Annotated in this window: 20 protein-coding genes; 10 read left to right on the top strand and 10 right to left on the bottom strand. The window is 50.1% G+C overall.

Translation table 11 applies throughout. The features are described from left to right. Window positions 1–23: 23 nt before the first annotated feature. From FGU46_RS10010 to FGU46_RS09995, 4 genes are all read left to right on the top strand, one after another. Complete coding sequence (locus FGU46_RS10010) at window positions 24–584, top strand: UbiX family flavin prenyltransferase (RefSeq protein ID WP_286474760.1); 561 nt, start codon at window positions 24–26, stop codon at window positions 582–584. Beyond that, entirely contained in the window at window positions 581–1,147 is a 567-nt protein-coding gene (gene cbiT, locus FGU46_RS10005) for a precorrin-6Y C5,15-methyltransferase (decarboxylating) subunit CbiT (RefSeq protein ID WP_286474758.1), read from the top strand. Before FGU46_RS10010 ends, cbiT begins: the two co-directional genes overlap by 4 nt. Window positions 1,148–1,168: 21 nt before the next feature. Continuing rightward, window positions 1,169–1,939 carry a hypothetical protein gene (locus FGU46_RS10000; RefSeq protein ID WP_286474757.1) on the top strand — a complete coding sequence of 257 codons (771 nt, stop codon included), beginning with the start codon at window positions 1,169–1,171 and terminating at the stop codon, window positions 1,937–1,939. 126 nt (window positions 1,940–2,065) lie between these two features. After that, window positions 2,066–2,311 carry a pseudomurein-binding repeat-containing protein gene (locus tag FGU46_RS09995; RefSeq protein WP_286478457.1) on the top strand — a complete coding sequence of 82 codons (246 nt, stop codon included), beginning with the start codon at window positions 2,066–2,068 and terminating at the stop codon, window positions 2,309–2,311. Window positions 2,312–2,498: 187 nt separating this feature from the next. Here FGU46_RS09995 and mobA read toward each other — a convergent pair whose 3' ends face one another. The 5 genes from mobA to FGU46_RS09970 all read right to left on the bottom strand — a co-directional run bounded on the left by mobA (window position 2,499) and on the right by FGU46_RS09970 (window position 7,421). Then, entirely contained in the window at window positions 2,499–3,101 is a 603-nt protein-coding gene (mobA, locus tag FGU46_RS09990; protein ID WP_286474756.1) for a molybdenum cofactor guanylyltransferase, read from the bottom strand. A gap of 5 nt (window positions 3,102–3,106) precedes the next feature. Then, window positions 3,107–4,594: an IMP dehydrogenase gene (guaB, locus tag FGU46_RS09985; RefSeq protein ID WP_286474753.1), complete on the bottom strand. Its 1,488-nt coding sequence runs from the start codon at window positions 4,592–4,594 to the stop codon at window positions 3,107–3,109. Window positions 4,595–4,714: 120 nt separating this feature from the next. Next, a complete protein-coding gene (locus tag FGU46_RS09980) occupies window positions 4,715–5,428 on the bottom strand; it encodes a (5-formylfuran-3-yl)methyl phosphate synthase (protein ID WP_286474751.1) in 714 nt (237 codons plus the stop codon). Between the two features lie 184 nt (window positions 5,429–5,612). Further along, window positions 5,613–6,275 carry a hypothetical protein gene (locus tag FGU46_RS09975; RefSeq protein WP_286474749.1) on the bottom strand — a complete coding sequence of 221 codons (663 nt, stop codon included), beginning with the start codon at window positions 6,273–6,275 and terminating at the stop codon, window positions 5,613–5,615. Between the two features lie 150 nt (window positions 6,276–6,425). After that, a complete protein-coding gene (locus FGU46_RS09970; RefSeq protein ID WP_286474747.1) occupies window positions 6,426–7,421 on the bottom strand; it encodes a magnesium transporter in 996 nt (331 codons plus the stop codon). 272 nt (window positions 7,422–7,693) lie between these two features. On the opposite strand from FGU46_RS09970, the gene FGU46_RS09965 reads away from it, so the two are divergent. The 5 genes from FGU46_RS09965 to FGU46_RS09945 all read left to right on the top strand — a co-directional run bounded on the left by FGU46_RS09965 (window position 7,694) and on the right by FGU46_RS09945 (window position 13,578). Further along, on the top strand, window positions 7,694–9,670 hold the full coding sequence (locus FGU46_RS09965; RefSeq protein WP_286474739.1) for a PAS domain S-box protein: 1,977 nt from the start codon (window positions 7,694–7,696) through the stop codon (window positions 9,668–9,670). A 101-nt stretch (window positions 9,671–9,771) separates the two neighbouring features. Then, window positions 9,772–10,356 (top strand): rubrerythrin, encoded by a 585-nt coding sequence (gene rbr, locus FGU46_RS09960; RefSeq protein ID WP_286474736.1) that lies wholly within the window; start codon window positions 9,772–9,774, stop codon window positions 10,354–10,356. An 11-nt stretch (window positions 10,357–10,367) separates the two neighbouring features. Continuing rightward, window positions 10,368–10,751 carry a desulfoferrodoxin gene (locus FGU46_RS09955; RefSeq protein ID WP_286474734.1) on the top strand — a complete coding sequence of 128 codons (384 nt, stop codon included), beginning with the start codon at window positions 10,368–10,370 and terminating at the stop codon, window positions 10,749–10,751. A gap of 124 nt (window positions 10,752–10,875) precedes the next feature. Further along, complete coding sequence (locus FGU46_RS09950) at window positions 10,876–11,367, top strand: hypothetical protein (protein ID WP_286474732.1); 492 nt, start codon at window positions 10,876–10,878, stop codon at window positions 11,365–11,367. A 39-nt stretch (window positions 11,368–11,406) separates the two neighbouring features. Then, window positions 11,407–13,578 carry a DHH family phosphoesterase gene (locus tag FGU46_RS09945; RefSeq protein ID WP_286474730.1) on the top strand — a complete coding sequence of 724 codons (2,172 nt, stop codon included), beginning with the start codon at window positions 11,407–11,409 and terminating at the stop codon, window positions 13,576–13,578. 30 nt (window positions 13,579–13,608) lie between these two features. On the opposite strand, the gene FGU46_RS09940 is transcribed toward FGU46_RS09945, so the two are convergent. Continuing rightward, window positions 13,609–13,986 (bottom strand): hypothetical protein, encoded by a 378-nt coding sequence (locus FGU46_RS09940; protein ID WP_286474727.1) that lies wholly within the window; start codon window positions 13,984–13,986, stop codon window positions 13,609–13,611. A 38-nt stretch (window positions 13,987–14,024) separates the two neighbouring features. Then, the gene (locus tag FGU46_RS09935) at window positions 14,025–14,486 is read right to left on the bottom strand and encodes a J domain-containing protein (protein ID WP_286474724.1); all 462 of its coding nucleotides are present in this window, start codon (window positions 14,484–14,486) and stop codon (window positions 14,025–14,027) included. Window positions 14,487–14,560: 74 nt separating this feature from the next. Between FGU46_RS09935 and FGU46_RS09930 the strand changes: the two genes are divergently transcribed. Then, window positions 14,561–15,160 carry a PH domain-containing protein gene (locus FGU46_RS09930; RefSeq protein ID WP_286474722.1) on the top strand — a complete coding sequence of 200 codons (600 nt, stop codon included), beginning with the start codon at window positions 14,561–14,563 and terminating at the stop codon, window positions 15,158–15,160. A gap of 328 nt (window positions 15,161–15,488) precedes the next feature. On the opposite strand, the gene FGU46_RS09925 is transcribed toward FGU46_RS09930, so the two are convergent. From FGU46_RS09925 to FGU46_RS09915, 3 genes are all read right to left on the bottom strand, one after another. Beyond that, window positions 15,489–16,025, bottom strand: coding sequence for a TetR/AcrR family transcriptional regulator (locus tag FGU46_RS09925; protein WP_286474720.1), 537 nt, complete (start codon window positions 16,023–16,025; stop codon window positions 15,489–15,491). A 175-nt stretch (window positions 16,026–16,200) separates the two neighbouring features. Then, window positions 16,201–16,845 (bottom strand): endonuclease III domain-containing protein, encoded by a 645-nt coding sequence (locus tag FGU46_RS09920; RefSeq protein ID WP_286478456.1) that lies wholly within the window; start codon window positions 16,843–16,845, stop codon window positions 16,201–16,203. Beyond that, window positions 16,842–17,333, bottom strand: a complete 492-nt coding sequence (locus FGU46_RS09915; RefSeq protein WP_286474717.1) for a GTP-binding protein — start codon at window positions 17,331–17,333, stop codon at window positions 16,842–16,844. Before FGU46_RS09915 ends, FGU46_RS09920 begins: the two co-directional genes overlap by 4 nt. Window positions 17,334–17,630: the final 297 nt, after the last annotated feature.

Below are 17,630 nucleotides of genomic sequence, written 5' to 3'. Positions count from 1 at the left end.
ACAAAAACAGATGGTGATATAGTATGATAGTGGTGGCCATTACCGGGGCCAGTGGTGTGATCTACGGGATCAGACTTCTGGAAGCCCTTAAAGAAGCCGGAAAGAGAACTGCTTTACTGGTAACCGAACCAGCCCGGATTATAATCGACTATGAACTGGATATTAGCCCCGATGAATTGAAGAAACTCTGTTACCGTATATATGATTCTAAAGACCTTACCGCTGCTATAAACAGTGGTTCGTGTCGTTTTGAGTCCATGGTGATTGTGCCGGCCACCATGAAGACCGTGTCCGCCATCAGCCAGGGATATGCCAGTAATGCCGTGACCCGGACAGCGGATGTGGCCCTTAAGGAGCACCGACAGCTGGTAATCGTACCCCGGGAAACACCCCTCCGCCAGGTGCACCTGGAGAACATGTTAAAACTGTCCCAGGAGGGTGCTATCATCCTGCCGGCCATGCCTGCCTTTTATCATCAGCCGAAGAGTATGGAGGACCTGGTGGACTTCGTGGTGGGTAAGATCCTGGATGTGTTGCACATCGACCACCACCTGTACCGGCGCTGGAGGGAAGAGGTGCCATGATCCCAGATGAAGATTTCCACAAGGACCCCACTGTTCCTGGACCCAGCAAGGAGGAAGTGCGCTGTCTGGTGATGTGCCAGGCCCGGGTGGAAAAAGACGATGTGGTGCTGGAGGTGGGCTGCGGTACAGGAGGACTCACCGTGGAGCTCTCCCAACGTGCAGCCAAGGTCTACGCCGTGGACAAGAACCCCCAGGCCCTGGAAGTTACCCGGACCAATCTCCAGAAACTGAACCCCTCCGGAAGAGTGGAACTGTTACTGGGAGACGCTCTGGAAGTCATGGAGAACTTACCCGCCTATGACCTGCTGGTGGTGGGTGGTAGCAGCGGTGAACTGGAACAGATAATTAAAAAGGCTTATCAGCAACTGAAACCAAAGGGTAGGATAATTGTCACCGCCATACTACTGGAGACCAAATTATACAGTCTTAAAACCATGGAAGATCTGGATATGGACCCCCAGATTGTGGAGATCTCCGTGGCCCGGGGAAGACCCACTAACCTGGGCACCATGATGCAGGGCCAGAACCCGGTGGCCATCATCCACGGACGGAAAAAATTTTAAATAACGTAGGAAGAATAAATTATGAAAATAGGAAAAAATATGAGTTGGAAATTAAAACTGGGAATAATCCTGGTTTTTATATCCTTTATACTTTACATCATCCTGTACTTCGTATTTCACGAGCTTCATCACCAGTTGTTCCTTCTAGGTATTGACCTGGCCTTCGTACCCCTGGAAGTGCTATTTGTGGTGCTGCTCATAGAAACTGCCATTGGGGAACGAGAGAAGAGGGTCATGCTGGAGAAGATGAACATGGTCATCGGCACCTTTTTCAGTGAGGTGGGCTCCGAACTTTTAACCCGGATGACCAGCTTCGACCCGGACACCGATAAGATACGCAACTCCCTCCTGGTCAATGCCAACTGGTCCAGTGAAGACTACCAGCGGGCTATCAGGGAGATTGAAAAATTCGACTACACCCTTAAGATTAGTGGCGATGATGCGGCTTCTCTGGTGTTTCTGGAAACTACCAAGGAGTTTTTAGTGCAAAACAGGAAGTTCCTTCTGGGACTTCTGGAGAACCCCAACCTCCTGGAACATGAAACCTTTACTGATCTACTGAGAGCCGTCTTTCACCTGACTGAGGAGCTAGAAAGCAGGCACGATTTAACCAATCTAACCAGAGCAGATTATATGCACCTGGTTGGGGATATGGTGCGAGTTTATAGCATTTTAATTTATGAGTGGCTGCGTTATATGGAATATTTGATGGTGAATTATCCTTATCTCTTCTCCCTGGCTGTGCGGAAGAATCCCTTCGACCCGGAGGCCAGTGTGGAGATCAGGGAGTGAACTTGAGTATGGACTTTTTTCTGGGAACCATCCCAGAATTCCTTTTTTGTGAACAGGGGCTCATATTTCGTAACCTTTTTAAAGGGTGGGAATGATATATTCTAAAAACTAAACGTGGTTGATGTAATGGAGAGCTTGACTCCTGAGCAATATCGACAGATGGTAAAAAAGGTAATAGATTTTAAACGTTTGAATGGTAAACTCCCTGAGTCTACGGTCATCGACGGTTGTCGTATAACCAAAAAAGACTACATCGACATGATCGAAAGGGTGAACAAGTTTTACCTGGAGATGGGAAGAAACCCTGGTTCGGTACAAATCGGATCTGAAGACCACCCCTACCACGATACAGGAAAACTCTTAATTCACTAAAAATGTCTTAAGTCATGGGATAAAGCCCTGAAACTGTTCTCTTAATAAAATTAGACTTATTTTGCTTTAACTTGGGTAATCTTCGTTTGATGATTACTTTGGTAATCTTCATTTGATGTTGGCGATTTACTGCGGATAATGTGTCCCAAAATAAAATCAATCAGGTATAAACAGAAATCCTACATTATTAATTTCTTTTTTCCAAATCCTCCACATCCTGGGGGAGGTTCAGATTAAAAAAGGTGTCCCCCCGGGGATCCAGGGACTCCGCCTCCAGGTATAAAACCTCAAGATGTTGAAAGAGAGATTTAACATCCCGCACTCCCTGTTTTAAGAGTAGTTCTATAACCGGAACGGTCCTTCTCTTACTATAAACGGCATGTAATGGTTCTGATTGGCCGTTGGCCCAGCGGGGTACCAGGGCATCGTAACCTTCCAGGGGGTACTCCAGCATGTGCTTCACAAAGGGAGGACTAATGCGGGGCGAGTCACAGGGGATGGTGAGGGCTTTTTCTGATTCTAAAGCGGATAGTCCAGTTAAAAGTCCAACCAGAGGGCCCTGGTCCCTTTCACGATCGAAGGAAACCTTCACTTTCCCCTTAAATGAGCTTAAAATTTCCTGGTAAGATCCAAACTGTTCTTCATCCCGGAGTACCAGGATGATCTCATCCAGGGGGGGCAGGGATTGCAGGATGTGGAGTAGAAGAGGTCTACCCTCAAAAAGTAGTAGGCCCTTATCCCTTCCCATTCGCCTTCCCCGGCCTCCGCAGAGGATTATGCAGGACTTCATAGCAGCTACATCAGGCGGGTGGTGGGGTAGTTGGGGCTTTCGTTGGTGATGAACATGTCGTGGGGGTGGCTCTCGGTTATTCCACTGGAAGTGATACGCAACATGGTGGTGTCCCTCTGCATGGCCTGAATGTCCTTGGCTCCGCAGTAACCCATGGAGGCCTTTAATCCGCCGATGAGTTGGTAGAGAACTTCACTGGCATGACCCTTGTAGGGAGTTACTCCCTCCACTCCCTCCGGTACCAGCTTGGCGTGTTTCATGGGTCCCTTCACATCCTGGAAGTAACGGTCGGTTCCGGCGCCGATACCACCAGTCATGGCCCCTAAACTGCCCATACCCCGGTACTGTTTGAATTTGCGGCCATTCATAATGACCACTTCACCGGGTGCCTCTTCGGTTCCAGCCAGGAGGTTGCCCAGCATAACACAGTCCGCACCTACAGCGATGGCCTTGGCCATATCCCCGGAGTAACGCAGACCTCCGTCTCCGATGATGGGAACATCATGGTCCTGGGCTGCGTCGGCGGCTTCACTGATGGCGGTAAGCTGGGGCACACCCACTCCCGCGATGATACGGGTGGTGCAGATGGAACCTCCACCGATACCCACTTTCAGGCCGTCCACTTCCTGGGCCAGCAGGTCCTCGGCGGCTTTAAAGGTGGCAATGTTCCCCACGATCAGGTCTGCCTGGATGTTGTCCTTCATTTCACCAGCGAACTGCACCACGTTAAGGTTGTGGGCGTGGGCACAGTCCACGGCTATGATATCGGCTCCAGCATCGTCCAGGGCCATGGCCCGTTCCAGGTCATATGGTCCGGTAGCCGCTGCTACCAGGAATCGTCCCTTCTTATCACGGGAGGCGTTAGGATATTTTTTACGCTCAATGATGTCTCGGATGGTAACGATACCCACAATCTGCTCCTGGTCCACCACCGGGAGGCGTTCTACCTTGTTCTCGTAGGCGATGTCCAGGGCTTCCTCGGGGGTGGTGGATTCGCTGATAGTCACCACCTCCTCGGTCATCACCTCCCGGACCTGCATCTGTTCCAGGGAGTTTAACAGGGGAGTTATGTCTCGTCGGCTGATGATGCCCACCACGGTGCCGTTATCCACCACTGGCAGTCCACTGACATCCTCTTCGTCCATGATCTGCAGGCTTTCCTTTACCGAGGCCTCGGGGTCAATGGTGATCACGTCCCGGATGGTCAGATCCGAGGAACGTTTGACCTTCTTAACCTCTTCCACCTGCTCCTTGATGGTCATATTCCGGTGGATAACTCCCATACCACCCTCCTGGGCCAGGGTGATGGCCATCTCAGCCTCAGTAACGGTGTCCATGGCGGAGCTTATGATGGGAATGTTAAGCTCATGGTTCCGGGAGACCCTGCTGCTGGTAAGCACGTCTTTAGGTTCCACTGCCGAGGCAGCAGGTACCAGCAAAAAGTCGTCAAATGTAAAGCCTTCCGGAGCATTTTTCAGTTTCTTGGAGAACATAACATAACACCTCATACACTCTAACACATAAATGAACAAATTACAGGGAATGCAGAACTGGAGTAGGGAAGTTTTATGGCCCCAATGACCATCCCTTCCCCATTACGGATATGAACCAGATCAGAATTCACTGACCAGGCTTTTGAGCCGGGACACAGCACGGTGGTGTATGGATCCCTGGTTGCGGTCCCCTCCAGTGCAGGCCGCACCGCGGATACCCACCACGTCACATCCCAGGTCGTGGAGTATTTTAAGCTGATCCTCTTGTACGGAACCGGCCAGGGCTGATTTCAATCCATAATCATGGATCTGGTCGGTGAAGGTGGTGATCTTTTCCGGGTCCATGAAGTCAAAGAGGGTTTTACCATCCTTTACTGCGGTGTCCACCATGGCCAAGTCAGCACCGGCATCGGCGGCTACACTGGGGATTTCCATGGGATCCACGGCTCCTACCCGGTGGGCGTCAGCGTAACCAGAGGCCACCACCAGAGCATCCTCCCGCAGGTCCTTTACGGCTTGGACCACTCCATCCATTACTTCGCGGGCCTCATCATAGTTACGGGTGCCATAAAGACCCACCTTTATGTAGTCGGCTCCGGATACCACTGCGCCGGTTGCTGCCAGGGCTACGGTGCCGGGTTTGTAGGGTACATCCCCCAGGGTGGCGCTTACCTTCATGTCTTTAGGGGTGATCTCCCGTATGCTACGGATAACCCAGGGGAAGTTGGCTCCCAGTGACCCCTCTTTGGGGTTTTTAACATCAATTATATCGGCTCCACCATCAATGGCTTCTCGAGCCTCTTGGGTATTAATGGGACTGATTAAGAGAAGCAAATCTAATTCCTCCAATTGTAAACAAGGTTAAAATTTACCAGATACTGTAGATACTAAACTAAATAATCTTACCCTAATATTGGAGAACTGGCATATAAAGATGTTCCTCAACCATCCACCATCCCCCCACATTATAAGGGCAGTGTCCGTAGGTGGATATTTAATTCACCAAATAAACCTAGTTTCAGTAAAAATCATCCAGACTGCGCTGCTTTCGGCCCAGCCGGTCCGAGTATATCTCCAAGGCCCTTTGCAGTTTTCGCTCCCCATCTTTTATCTCCCGCCAGTTACTGCTTTTTAAGGCTTTACTAACTCCCTGCTGGGTCATGTTCAGGTTCTCTGCGGCCAGGCTCTGTTTACCGGTCTTCACATATTCACTTATGATCCGTCTTTTCTTGGCAGATAATCCCTGCTTGAGGAGCTGGACCGAGTTCACCAGGCCAGAGATGGCCAGATCTGTTTCTTTGCGATCCACCGACATCTCAAAGAGGAGTCCGTCCTGTTCCAGATGGGCCATCATCTGTTTGGCCTTCTCCCGGGCCGGTCCCTCTAGTTGGTTGATATCATTCTCGGAGGTCTCTTCCAGGAAGCCGTGCACCAGGACGAAACGCATGGACTGGGGATAGAGGCCCTTCAGGACTATGTCCAGAATATCATAAACCCGGGATAGATTCAGAAGAACAGCTCCCACCCCTCTGGGATGAGTTAGGGGTGAGAGAGGAGTGTGCAGGTGTTTACTGTACCGGGAGTTCACCACCCGGCAAATTACTTCCAAACGGGACTGGTAATCATCAACCATCCCCCCGGATGCAGTTTCACCCCACAACAGGTAGAGCTTTTGTTTCATCAAACAATATTTACCACTACTGATATACAACGTTATTGGTTGTAAAATATAATACAACCATATTAGTTGTTAACTTTTTACAACAGTATCAGTTGTTTTTAGGCCATATTATGCAAAATTATATTCATAAAAACAGCTTGGCAAAATAGCTTAGATGATCATGCCAGTTAAGACCATGGCGGTGGTGAAGTAGATGGCCAGGGTGGTGATGTCACTGACTATGGTGGCTAGTGGGCCGGTGGCCACTGCCGGGTCGTATTTCAGCTTCTTGAAAAGGAGGGGAGCCACCGTAGCAATGATCACCGCGGCAATTACACTCAGAAACATGGAAAAACCCACAATTATGCTCAAAACTGGTTGGGTCCATCCTAAAAGCGAGGCAACTGCAGCCAGAGCCCCAGATACCAACCCTATCACCGCTGCCACTTGCAATTCCCTTAAGAAGTAGGTCTTCATAGACATTTTAGGCTCCAGGGCCATGCTGCGAATGATAAGGGCCTCGGACTGGGTTCCTGCCGCATCACTCATGTACACCATCACCGGTATGAAGAAGGCCAGGACGATGTACTCTGATAGTAGTTTTTCATAGTTACCAATAAGACCCGCGGCCATGGTCCCCCCTATAACTCCCACCACCAGCCAGGGGAGTCGGGAGCGGATCATCACCTTGGTGCTGGACTTGATGGTGGTGTACTCCTCTCCCACCTTGTGGAATATACCCCCAAAGTTAAACACGTCACTCTGCACCTCGTGGTTGAAGATGCGCAGTATCTGATCGTAGGGAACCACTCCCAGGAAAAGACCCGCCTCATCCACCACTGGCACTGACTTTATGCCATGGGAAAGGGCCAGGTATACTAACCGTTCCTGATGGGTGGAGGGGGAGGCCACCACCAGATCCTGCTTCATAACTTCTCCAGCAGTCACTTCACTATCCATGCAGCTCAAAACCTCCTTAATGGATAGCACTCCATCTAGATGTCCCTGTTGATTTATGACGTATATGTAGTCAATGTTTCCCAGTTGACAGGCCTGGGTGGATAAGAGTTGTTTAATACTTCCCAGGTCATCCTGGGGAAGTGCCCGGGGCACGGTGCTGATCATACTGTCCTGGGCCGTCCTGGAATCTAGGTAATCTTCGTCCATAACAGCAATTATAACCACCATTCCTATTAATTATTTCCAGGAACTCCTTACCAGAAATAAAGTTTGGTGCATACACTCTGGCATATCATCGGCGGGATTTGAAGTTGAGGACCATATCCTCCCTGTAATTCCGGCTGGTTTTTATTCGGTCTAACCGGGATGGATTAATAATGATGCTAAGGGGTTATTTGGAGGTTTTATAAAAAAGTTAATAAATAATAGCAGATATAGTAACATTAATCCTTAGATTCTGGTACTTTAGTCGTGGTTTAATGGAAAAAATAAGGATAATGATGCTGGAAGATGTTCCCTTCGATGCTGAACTGGCAGAGAGGGAACTTGAGCGTGAAAATATTCCCTTCTCCTCTTTAAGGGTGGAAACTGAGGCAGAATTCCGGAGGGGGATCCATGAATTTGAACCGCACCTCATCCTGGCCGACCATTCCCTGCCCTCCTTCGATGGTAAGTCCGCCCTGAAGATCGCCCGACAGGAGATCCCCCAGGTTCCCTTCATCTTTTTAAGCGGTAAAATTGGGGGAGAATTCGTAACCGAAGTCTTAAGGGAAGGTGCTAAAGATTATGTTTTCAAAAACAACATCTCCAAGTTACCCTATACCATCAAAAGGGCATTAGATGAAGTTGAAGAAACCCGGGACCTGGAAAGGGCCGCCAGATCCCTGGAAAAGAGAGAAGCTCAGCTACGTCTAATAACCGAGAACATACAGGACATGGTGATGCAGGTCGATGGCCAGGACCAGATCCAGTACCTTAGCAGCTCCATCTTTAAAATTCTGGGATACCATTACCAGGACTTCCTGGAACAGCCAGTGAGCAAGTTCTTCCAACTGGTGCACCCCCAGGATACAGATCACATGACCCTGGCCCTGGAAGGTGTTAAATCATCCTCCGCCAGTGCCCGGGAAGAATTCCGGTGCCAAACTGTGACCGATGATTACCATTGGCTGGAATCCATCATCAACCCATTTCTAGATGAAAACCAGAATGAAAATGGTTTTTTACTGGTTATGCGTGACATTGACAGTCGGAAAAAGGTGGAATTCCAGTTGGCCCGGCACCGGGAAAACCTGGAGAACATGGTGGAGGAGAGAACCCGGGAGCTGGGTGAAATCAATCGGCAACTATCCCAGGAAATCGAGGTACGGAAGAAGATCTACCGAAGTCTTTTGAACAACGAAAAAAGATTGGAGAGCATAATCAACGGCTCCCCCATACCCACCTTCGTTATCGGCACTGATCATGAGGTGGTTTACTGGAACCAGGCCCTGGAGAAATTCACCGGCATAAAGAAGAAGGATGTGCTGGGCACCACCAATCACTGGCACGTGTTCTACCCGGAACAGAGGCCCTGTATGGCAGATCTGTTACTGGAAGATGACCGGAAGGGGATCTTCAAGTGGTACTCCACCAAACACATGCGCACCAAACTGGTGGACAACGTGTACAGTGCCACCGGATTCTTCCCCAAACTCAAGGATGGTAGATGGCTGTACATGACGGCCTTTCCTCTCCTGGACTCTGAGGGAAAAGTAATAGGTGCGGTGGAAACTATGGAGGATATAACCCGGGAAGTGGAGTACAAGGAGGAACTTGAAAACTCCCTGGAGGAGAAGGAGATACTCTTAAGAGAAATACACCACCGGGTTAGGAACAACCTGCAGATCATCTCCAGCCTAATCAGTCTGCAGTCCAACCGTTCCGATGATGAAGAAACCCTCCACTTGTTCCGGAAAACCAGAAACCGCATCCAATCCATGGCCCTGGTCCATGAGAAACTCTACCAATCCCGGGACTTCACCCGCATAAACCTGGCGGAGTACATTCAGGACCTGGTGGTGAATGTGTTAAGGTCCTACGAAGACTCCAGGGAGAGGATCACCCTGGAGATGGACTGTGAACCGGTGTGGATAAATATTAACACCGCCATACCCTGCGCCCTCATCATCAACGAGCTGGTTACCAACAGTGTTAAACACGCCTTCCCCCATGATAAAACCGGGAAGATAATCATCCGGCTGCAAGAAAGGGATGGCCAGATTATCATCACCTGCACCGACACCGGGGTGGGTTTACCCCAGGATATTAACCTCCGGGATACATCCACCCTGGGCTTGAAGCTGGTCCAGGCCCTCACTGAACAGTTAAAGGGTAAAATTAAAATTTTAACCACGGAAGGCACTTCCTTTGAGATCTACATAAACTCCGGTGGCATGGACCCCCTGGTTAACTGATTTTAAGGTTCAATATCCCGGAGATGAATTTCTGGACATTCTTTTCTAACTTAAGAAAGTATAATATATCATAGTCTACAAATTCTGTCATGGTGAAATCTATGCAAAACACTCTAGAAAACTTAAGCAAGGCTTTTATTGGAGAAAGTCAGGCCCGAAATCGTTACACTTTATATGCCAAGGCTGCAAAAAAGGAAGGCTTCCACAAGGTAGCTGATATCTTCCTGGAGACTGCTGAACAGGAAAGACAACACGCTAAATGGCTGTTTAAAATGATCCAGGACATCAAAGAGAAGATGGGTGAAGATCCCGATGCTATCCACGTGGAAGCAGAGGCCCCCCTAACCCTGGGAGACACCGCCACCAACATCAAAGCCGCCATTGCCGGGGAACACTACGAAACTGCTGAGATGTACCCTGAATTTGCTCTGGCCGCTAAAGAGGATGGATTAGATGATGTGGCTACCCGTTTGAATGCCATTGGTCATGCGGAAAGCCATCACGAAGAAAGATACCTGGCCCTCCTGGAGCAGGTGGAAAAGGACACCTTCCAGAAGAAGGAGGAAGTAGTGGAGTGGGCCTGCCCCAAATGTGGTTACACCAGTAAGGGTAAAGAGGCACCACTAGAATGCCCCGCCTGTGACCATCCCCAGGAATACTTCTACATACGCTGCGAACAGTTCTAGGGGAAGATACCGTGGCTGAGAATGGCGAAGTGTACCGCTGTCAGGTTTGTGACAATGTCATCGAAATCCTCCAGGGAGGGGAAGGAGAACTGGTCTGCTGCCAGGTCCCCATGACCCTGCTGGTGGAGAGGAATGAGGACACTGGCCAGGAAAAACACGTGCCCGTCCTGGAGAAAACTGACAGTGGCTTACTGGTGAAGGTGGGTGAAATAGCCCATCCCATGGAAGAGGAGCACTGCATCGACTGGATCGAAGTAAAGGCCGATGGCAAGATCTACCGACAGGCCCTTAAAGCCGGAGACCAGCCCCAGGCCCAGTTCGACCTGGATCCGGATAAAGTCAGCCAGATCAGTGTGCGAAGCTACTGCAGTATCCATGGTCTGTGGAGATCCTAAAAATCTCCACCATTTTTCTATTTTTATAAGAATCCAGTGACTACTTCAAACATTTATAAACCCTTAGGGTGAGATATCTACCATAACCCTAGTAAATCTAACAAACCAAGCGTGGATGATGAACATGCGTAAATGGACCCTGATTCTGGCACTACTGATCCTGGTTATATTTTCCAGTGGCTGTATAAACTCGGATGTATCCCGTATGGACCAGTTGGCCTCCACCATCAACGACCATCTGAAGGAGGGTGACTCCTACTACAACCAGGCCGTGGCCAGTACCAACAAGCTCCAGTATGAACAAGCCCTTACCCAGGGTAACAACGCCTTCAGCGAATTCGATCTGGGCCGATCATCCACCCAGGAAGCTTTGATCTACGCCCGGAACAGTGAAAAGCAGGTTTACATTGACTACTTCCAGCTCACCCTGCAGGAACTGGACCTGCGGCTGAATGCCACCAGCGAGTTGAAGATGGCCATACCCTACCTGCAGGGTAATGAAACCACCAATGCCAACCAGCACCTGGACCTGGCCAATGACTACATGAAACAGTCGGTGGCCCTGGCCACCCAGAAGGACCAGCTGGTGCAGCAGAATGTGGCCCTGTTCAAATAATTATTATATTTTAATTTACTGATTTTTTTGAGGATTAACATGAAGAAGACTTGTTTAGAGTGTAAAGGTAAAGGATACCTGGTTACCAGTTACCAGATCTGCGAAGCCTGCCATGGAACCGGAGTAGGAGACCAGGTAGACCTGCAGGATCATGTGAAGGGACTGTCCAAGGGCGCCCGGGAAAGGTACCAGCTGGATGTGGATGAAGAGGTGCCCTGCTCGGTGTGTAAGGGCAAGGGTGAGGTGGAAGTAACCCAAACCTGTCCGGCCTGTGATGGGCAGGGAGAGCTTAACTACTGCCAGAAGTGTGGGAAAGAGATAGAGAAGGGTGACTACTGTGGGGACTGCCAGAGTAAAGAGGTGGTCTATCAGCTGCACCCCGCCAGTGATATTGGCGACCTGGAGGTGGGGGCCGTCTACAAGGGTAAAGTTACCAAGGTGGTGGACTTTGGAGTGTTCGTGACCTTCACCAAGAAGGTCTATGGACTGATGCGCATGCGGGCCTCCTCCTACCAGGTAGGGGATGAGGTCTTCGCCCGGGTGACGGAGATCAAAACCCACCGGGGTGAGGTGGACCTGGAACCGGCCCGTATTAACGGGGCTTATCACCTGGTAAAGCTTAAAAAGGAGTTACTCCGCACCCCCATTGGTAAGGTCACCCCCCAGGACCGGGGTAAGGATGTGCGCCTGGTGGGGGAGGTGATCCAGATCCAGCAGACCACGGGACCCACCATCTTCACCATCTCCGATGAGACCGGCATCACCTGGGCGGCGGCCTTTGACCAGCCCGGGGAGCGGGTTTATCCCCATGTCCAGACCGGTCACATGGTGGAGGTCCTGGGAGAAGTATCCCTCCATGGGGGTAAGATACAGGTAGAAACTGAGTACCTGGAAAGGTTAACCGGACCAGAGGCCACCGAGGCCCGGAAGGTCATTGATGAGGTCCTGGATAAAAGGGCCGTTCCGGAGAGCACCAGTCTCCTGCAGGAGAGTCCCACCCTGGAGAAGCTACGACCACTCCTGGCCCGGGCGGCCCAGTCCATACGCCGAGCCATCCTGGACGGGCGGAGCATCCTGGTACGTCACCACGCCGATGCCGATGGTATCTGCGCTGGGGTGGCGGTGGAGAAGGCAGTTATACCACTCATCAAGGATATTAACCCGGCCAACGATTCAGAGTGGCACTACTTCCGCCGCTCCCCCAGCAAGGCCCCCTTCTATGAACTAGAGGATGTGGTGAAGGATCTGAGCTTCGCCCTGGAGGACCAGGAACGCCACGGACAGAAACTGCCCCTGGTGGTGCTCCTGGACAATGGCTCCACCGAGGAGGATATCCTGGCTTTGATGAAGGTCAAGGTCTACGATATGGAGATCGTGGTGGTGGACCATCACTACCCCGGTGTGGTGGAGGATGGCCGGGTGGCGGTGGATGACTACGTGGACGTCCACGTGAACCCCTACCTGGTGGGGGGTGACAGTCAGATCACCGCCGGGGCCCTGGCTGTGGAGCTGGCCGGGATGATCAACCCCGAGGTCACCGACCGCATCCGACACCTGCCCGGCATCGCCGCAGTGGGGGACCACGCCCGCTCCCCGGAGGCAGAGCGTTACATAGAAATCGCCGCGGAGAAGGGCTATGACTGGGATGATCTGGAAAAAATTGCTACTACTGTGGATTTTGAGGCCTTCTATCTGCGCTTCATGAATGGCCGGGGTATCATGGACACCATCCTGGGCCTGGGAAACCGGGATAAACACACCAAACTGGTGGATGCCCTGTACAAGGAGTCCCAGCGCCGGGTCCAGTGGCAGCTGGCGGCGGCCATGCCCAACCTCAAAACCCAGAACCTGCCCAACGGCATCATCTTCAACGTCCTGGACGTGGAGAAGTACGCCCACAAGTTCACCTACCCCGCTCCGGGCAAGACCTGTGGCTACGTCCATGACCAGATGGTCCAAAAACACGGCGAGGAAACACCTATTTTAACTTTAGCTTATGGACCGGACTTTGGGGTGATCAGGGCCACGGATGCGGTGAATGAGAAGTTCGGCTTCAATTTAAATACCATTATTTTAAAATTAGCAGAGGAGATACCCGAGGCCGGTATCGATGGCGGGGGGCATGAGTGCGCCGGGTCCCTGAAATTCGTGGAGGGACTCTCCAAGAAGGTGCTCTCCGGGTTTGCCGGGAAAGTGGCGGGGATGAAGTAGTCCCCTCTTATTTTCTAAAAATTAGTGACTTTAAATATCTAGTTTAAGATCCCGATCCATCAACTCCTCCAGGGCCTCCCAGAACCCTAGAAAATTATCGGGGTAGTCATTCTCCCCGGAGGATTCTACTTCCAGGTCACTGTAGACTATTTTCACCCTCCAGCGGGTGCCATCCAGGCAACACAAGTCATAATGAAGATTCCAGTCCCACACTCCCAGTTCATCCAGTTCCTGCCAGAAACGGTTCCATTCTTCTTCAGCAGGTGATATTTCTTCCTGGTTGTCTTCTGAGCTATCAGGAGAATAATATAGTACATCATCTCTCAAGTGGATAGTAAAGCTCTCCTCCGGGTAGAGGAAGGGCCCGTATTCCACCTGGAACTCTTGGGGTAGAAAATCAGTTTTCATTTTCAATAAAAAAAAGGAATCTAAAAAAATAAATAGTTTTAGGTGTGACCGTCTCCACCACAACCGGGGCAGGTGATCTTACCATCCCCTCCACAGGTAGGACATTTGGACTGGGATCCGCCGGTTCCTCCACAGGCCGGGCAGGTTGCCTCATGGCAGGCCAGGACCTTAAGCATCTGCATCACGTTGGGCTGCTCCTGGCAGTTCTCATCGTAATAGACCTGTCCATCACCACCACACTTGGCACAGTTTCCGCACAGTAGTCCGTCACCGCCACACTTACCACACTTCAGGTAGCCCTTACCCCCACACTTGGCACACACCTGTTCCTGGGCATTTACGGTGTTTTTTTCCTCTTGCTGTACATTTTCCTGGGCTACCGGAGCAGAACTCTGGGTCGGTGGGCTGGTCTTCTCAGCCGGGGAAAAAAATCCAAAAGCACTAACTCCTCCAATTAAAACAAGCAACACTGCTAATCCTACTAAAACCTTGGTATTCATATACCATCACCGTCATAATTTATTATCGTAAGTAGTATTTAATATTAATGTCAATATTGTTGGTGATGATGAATATGGAATTTGGATCCTGGAAACTTGGCGAAGACTTCCAACCAGCCCCTCAGTTTAGAACCCTGTACTTCATCTACCTGGCCCTGCTGGTGATAGTAGGAATTCTAATAGGGATCTTACCGGCCTACCTTTTTGGACCTCCGATTTTGAGCCTTATCTTCGTGATATCCTTCCTGGCTGTGGTCTTTTTCACGGTGTACTGGATCCCCAAGTACTACGGGACCATACGCTACAAACTGGACCAGGAGGAGGTGGAATGGCACCGGGGAGTGTGGTTTAAAAACACAGGGATCGTGCCCTACAACCGTATCACCAACGTGGACATCAGCCAGGGACCCATATCTCGCTTCCTGGGCATCGGGACGGTGAAGATCCAGACTGCTGGTTACTCCAATCCCAACCAGGCCTGGGGCAACCCCTCCGAGATAACTATCCAGGGAGTGGTGGAGTTTGAAAGTCTGAGGAACATCCTCATCGGCTTTGTACGGGGCAGGAAGCCCCTGGCGGTGCAAACCTTCCCAGAGGAGCCAGGGGATGGTAACCAGATCCTGGAGGAACTGGTGGAGATCAAGGAACTTTTAAGGGAGATAACCAAAAAATAGTATGCATATCTAGAGGGATTCACTAAAAATTGTCCCATAATAATTTATTTTAAAAATAGATAGCAAGGGTTGCTATTATCCTTAAGGGATGGTAGGAGTGCTGATTGTGAATAACCTTCACTCCCACAAAAACCACATTGGTTTAGGTATTCCTTCCCAATTTACCCATTCATCCCCCCACTCCTCTTAGTGAGTGCTAACATATAAATTTTTTTGGGGAGTAAATTGATAAAATCCATGAATATGGATAGGCGCCATGAATGTGACATCCCCCTACAATAGCAGAGAAAAAGTCTTTAGAAGAAGAAAAAAAGGCAGTAAGGATGTTTCAGTGAAAAGAAAGCGTTAAATTGTCTATGAATCCTTCCAGAGCATGGGAATTGATGCCGGAATTTCGATAGATTTCCAGGTTAATCATGTAGGTAAATGCAAAAATGGAAAGGGTGAAACTTCCATAATCAATCTCCTGTCCGGGGAGATTTTTTTCAACGTACCGGGTGAATAAGTCTATACACTCTTTCATAGCCTCCCCTCGTATCCCTCCATCCAAGTTCAGGGATATAGTTAGGAATTGGAAATTGTTTCGGACCACCTGGTCCAGGCTCTTCACCAGGTACTCCACCAGACTGCGGTGATCAGCAAAATCCTTCTCGATAAAAATCTCCAAGAATTCCTTTTTCAAATTCTCAGCACCCTGACTTAAAACCAGTTCCAGAAGGTTTTCTTTGGATTTGAATTTGCGAAAAAGAGTAAATTCACTGAATCCTGATTCTTCGGCAATGACCTTAGTGGTGGCACCCTTATATCCTTTTTCAGCAAAAACCTTCAAGGCGGCGTCTAAAATTTTTTGCTCAGTATGGGGCATACCCGACCCTCCACTTCAACTGGAAGGTAACAACCAAATCCTTAATTAGTCCGGTAAGATTTATAAAAGATAATCTAGGAAGTGGGCTAATTTTGGGCTATCACCACTATTATTATCTAAGTACTGCCATAAGCCATTTAGGTTTCTAAAAAAAGGTGAACCCAGATCCCTATTTCTACTCCTGATCCGGTTCCTGCAACAGTTCCTGGTAGTATAGGCAGATATCTGCCAGGGGACATACTTCATGGAGGGGATTTACCGGTCGGCAGATGGTCTGGCCGAACTGGACCATGAGGTCGTTTAGTTCGATCCAGTACTTTCTGGGGACAATTTTTTCCAGTTCTAATTCGGTTTGTTCCGGATTCTTGGTGGAGACCAGTCCCAGTCGGTTGCTGATGCGGTGCACGTGCACATCCACTGGTATGGCCGGTTTTTCGAAGGCATAGACCAGGACGCAGTTGGCGGTTTTACGACCCACACCCGGTAAAAGTAACAGTTCCTTCATCTTCTCCGGCACCACACCCCCGAACTCATCCAGGAGCATCTGGGAGACCTCGATGATCCGCCGGGCCTTGACACGGTAGAAGCCAGCCGGCCGGATGAGAGGTTCCAGTTCCTCCGGGGTGGCGGAGGCCACATCCTCCAGGGTAGGATACTCCGCAAAAAGCTGGGCCGTGGCCCGGTCGGTGTTCTCATCCCGGGTCCTCTGGGAGAGTATGGTGCGGATCAGGACCCGGTAGGGGTCCCTGTTTTCGAAAACTCGCAGCTGGTACTGTTCCCGGAGGCCAGAGATGACCTGATCAATGATTTCGATATTCAGCTCCCCTGCTGTACCATATCCAGAAGAAGATTCAAGCCTTCCTGGACGCCCTTGCCCTCATGGGCGGTGGTGGGCACGACGTGGGGGTCCAATCCATTCAAGTCCAGGTGGGATGAGTTAAGGTCCTGTTTGTTGGCGAAGACCACGTAGGGCACCTGGCCCTGGTGGAGGGTTTCCATGATCTCCAGATCCAGGGCGGTGACTCCCTGGCTATTATCCACCACCACGATGGCCCCGTCCATCCCCCGAGATAGAACTTCCCGCATGAAACGGAAGCGTTCCTGTCCTGGAGAGGCGAATACGTGCACCTTCTTACCATTTATCTGGGTGTTCCCATAATCCAGGGATATGGTGGTGCCGTTGTACTCCACCTTGGCCTTGTTATGGCAGATGTTCTCCAGGGTGGTGGTCTTTCCTGAGTTGTAAGATCCCAGGATCAATATTTTGGTTTCCTTCTCACGTAACTTGGAGTGGTTATTACCGGTCATGGTTCCCGCCTGCACCTTAAGAATTATTAATTTAAGCAGTGTATGTTATGACTTTGTGGTTAACAACTATATAAGCCCTTGGTTATGACAACACCCCATACTGCTTGGTTATGCTGTCGCCGGAGACCTCCTCGTAGAAGGTTACAATACAAGCTAACCTGAACATCTCACATTCATATAATGTCAAAGTATGTTAGCCATCACTAATCATGGAAAAGTAGAGTTCATGGAGAAACCGGTAACGAGTAAAAAAAAAATGGAAGCTAAGACCTAGGAGTAAAAAAAAACAAGAAACCC

Origin of the sequence: Methanobacterium sp. CWC-01 (assembly GCF_030323845.1) — an archaeon.
Classification (GTDB): Archaea; Methanobacteriota; Methanobacteria; order Methanobacteriales; family Methanobacteriaceae; genus Methanobacterium; species Methanobacterium aridiramus.
The sequence above is the reverse complement of the archived record's forward strand: the minus strand, read 5'-3'. Positions and strand labels throughout refer to the sequence as shown.

What these genes read in the sequence shown, in the direction of transcription:
- FGU46_RS10010 (WP_286474760.1), top strand. Translation starts at nt 24, where the DNA reads ATGATAGTGGTGGCCATTACCGGGGCCAGTGGTGTGATCTACGGGATC.
- cbiT (WP_286474758.1), top strand. Translation starts at nt 581, where the DNA reads ATGATCCCAGATGAAGATTTCCACAAGGACCCCACTGTTCCTGGACCC.
- FGU46_RS10000 (WP_286474757.1), top strand. Translation starts at nt 1,169, where the DNA reads ATGAAAATAGGAAAAAATATGAGTTGGAAATTAAAACTGGGAATAATC.
- FGU46_RS09995 (WP_286478457.1), top strand. Translation starts at nt 2,066, where the DNA reads ATGGAGAGCTTGACTCCTGAGCAATATCGACAGATGGTAAAAAAGGTA.
- mobA (WP_286474756.1), bottom strand. Translation starts at nt 3,101, where the DNA reads ATGAAGTCCTGCATAATCCTCTGCGGAGGCCGGGGAAGGCGAATGGGA.
- guaB (WP_286474753.1), bottom strand. Translation starts at nt 4,594, where the DNA reads ATGTTCTCCAAGAAACTGAAAAATGCTCCGGAAGGCTTTACATTTGAC.
- FGU46_RS09975 (WP_286474749.1), bottom strand. Translation starts at nt 6,275, where the DNA reads ATGAAACAAAAGCTCTACCTGTTGTGGGGTGAAACTGCATCCGGGGGG.
- FGU46_RS09970 (WP_286474747.1), bottom strand. Translation starts at nt 7,421, where the DNA reads ATGGACGAAGATTACCTAGATTCCAGGACGGCCCAGGACAGTATGATC.
- FGU46_RS09965 (WP_286474739.1), top strand. Translation starts at nt 7,694, where the DNA reads ATGGAAAAAATAAGGATAATGATGCTGGAAGATGTTCCCTTCGATGCT.
- rbr (WP_286474736.1), top strand. Translation starts at nt 9,772, where the DNA reads ATGCAAAACACTCTAGAAAACTTAAGCAAGGCTTTTATTGGAGAAAGT.
- FGU46_RS09950 (WP_286474732.1), top strand. Translation starts at nt 10,876, where the DNA reads ATGCGTAAATGGACCCTGATTCTGGCACTACTGATCCTGGTTATATTT.
- FGU46_RS09945 (WP_286474730.1), top strand. Translation starts at nt 11,407, where the DNA reads ATGAAGAAGACTTGTTTAGAGTGTAAAGGTAAAGGATACCTGGTTACC.
- FGU46_RS09940 (WP_286474727.1), bottom strand. Translation starts at nt 13,986, where the DNA reads ATGAAAACTGATTTTCTACCCCAAGAGTTCCAGGTGGAATACGGGCCC.
- FGU46_RS09935 (WP_286474724.1), bottom strand. Translation starts at nt 14,486, where the DNA reads ATGAATACCAAGGTTTTAGTAGGATTAGCAGTGTTGCTTGTTTTAATT.
- FGU46_RS09930 (WP_286474722.1), top strand. Translation starts at nt 14,561, where the DNA reads ATGGAATTTGGATCCTGGAAACTTGGCGAAGACTTCCAACCAGCCCCT.
- FGU46_RS09925 (WP_286474720.1), bottom strand. Translation starts at nt 16,025, where the DNA reads ATGCCCCATACTGAGCAAAAAATTTTAGACGCCGCCTTGAAGGTTTTT.
- FGU46_RS09915 (WP_286474717.1), bottom strand. Translation starts at nt 17,333, where the DNA reads ATGACCGGTAATAACCACTCCAAGTTACGTGAGAAGGAAACCAAAATA.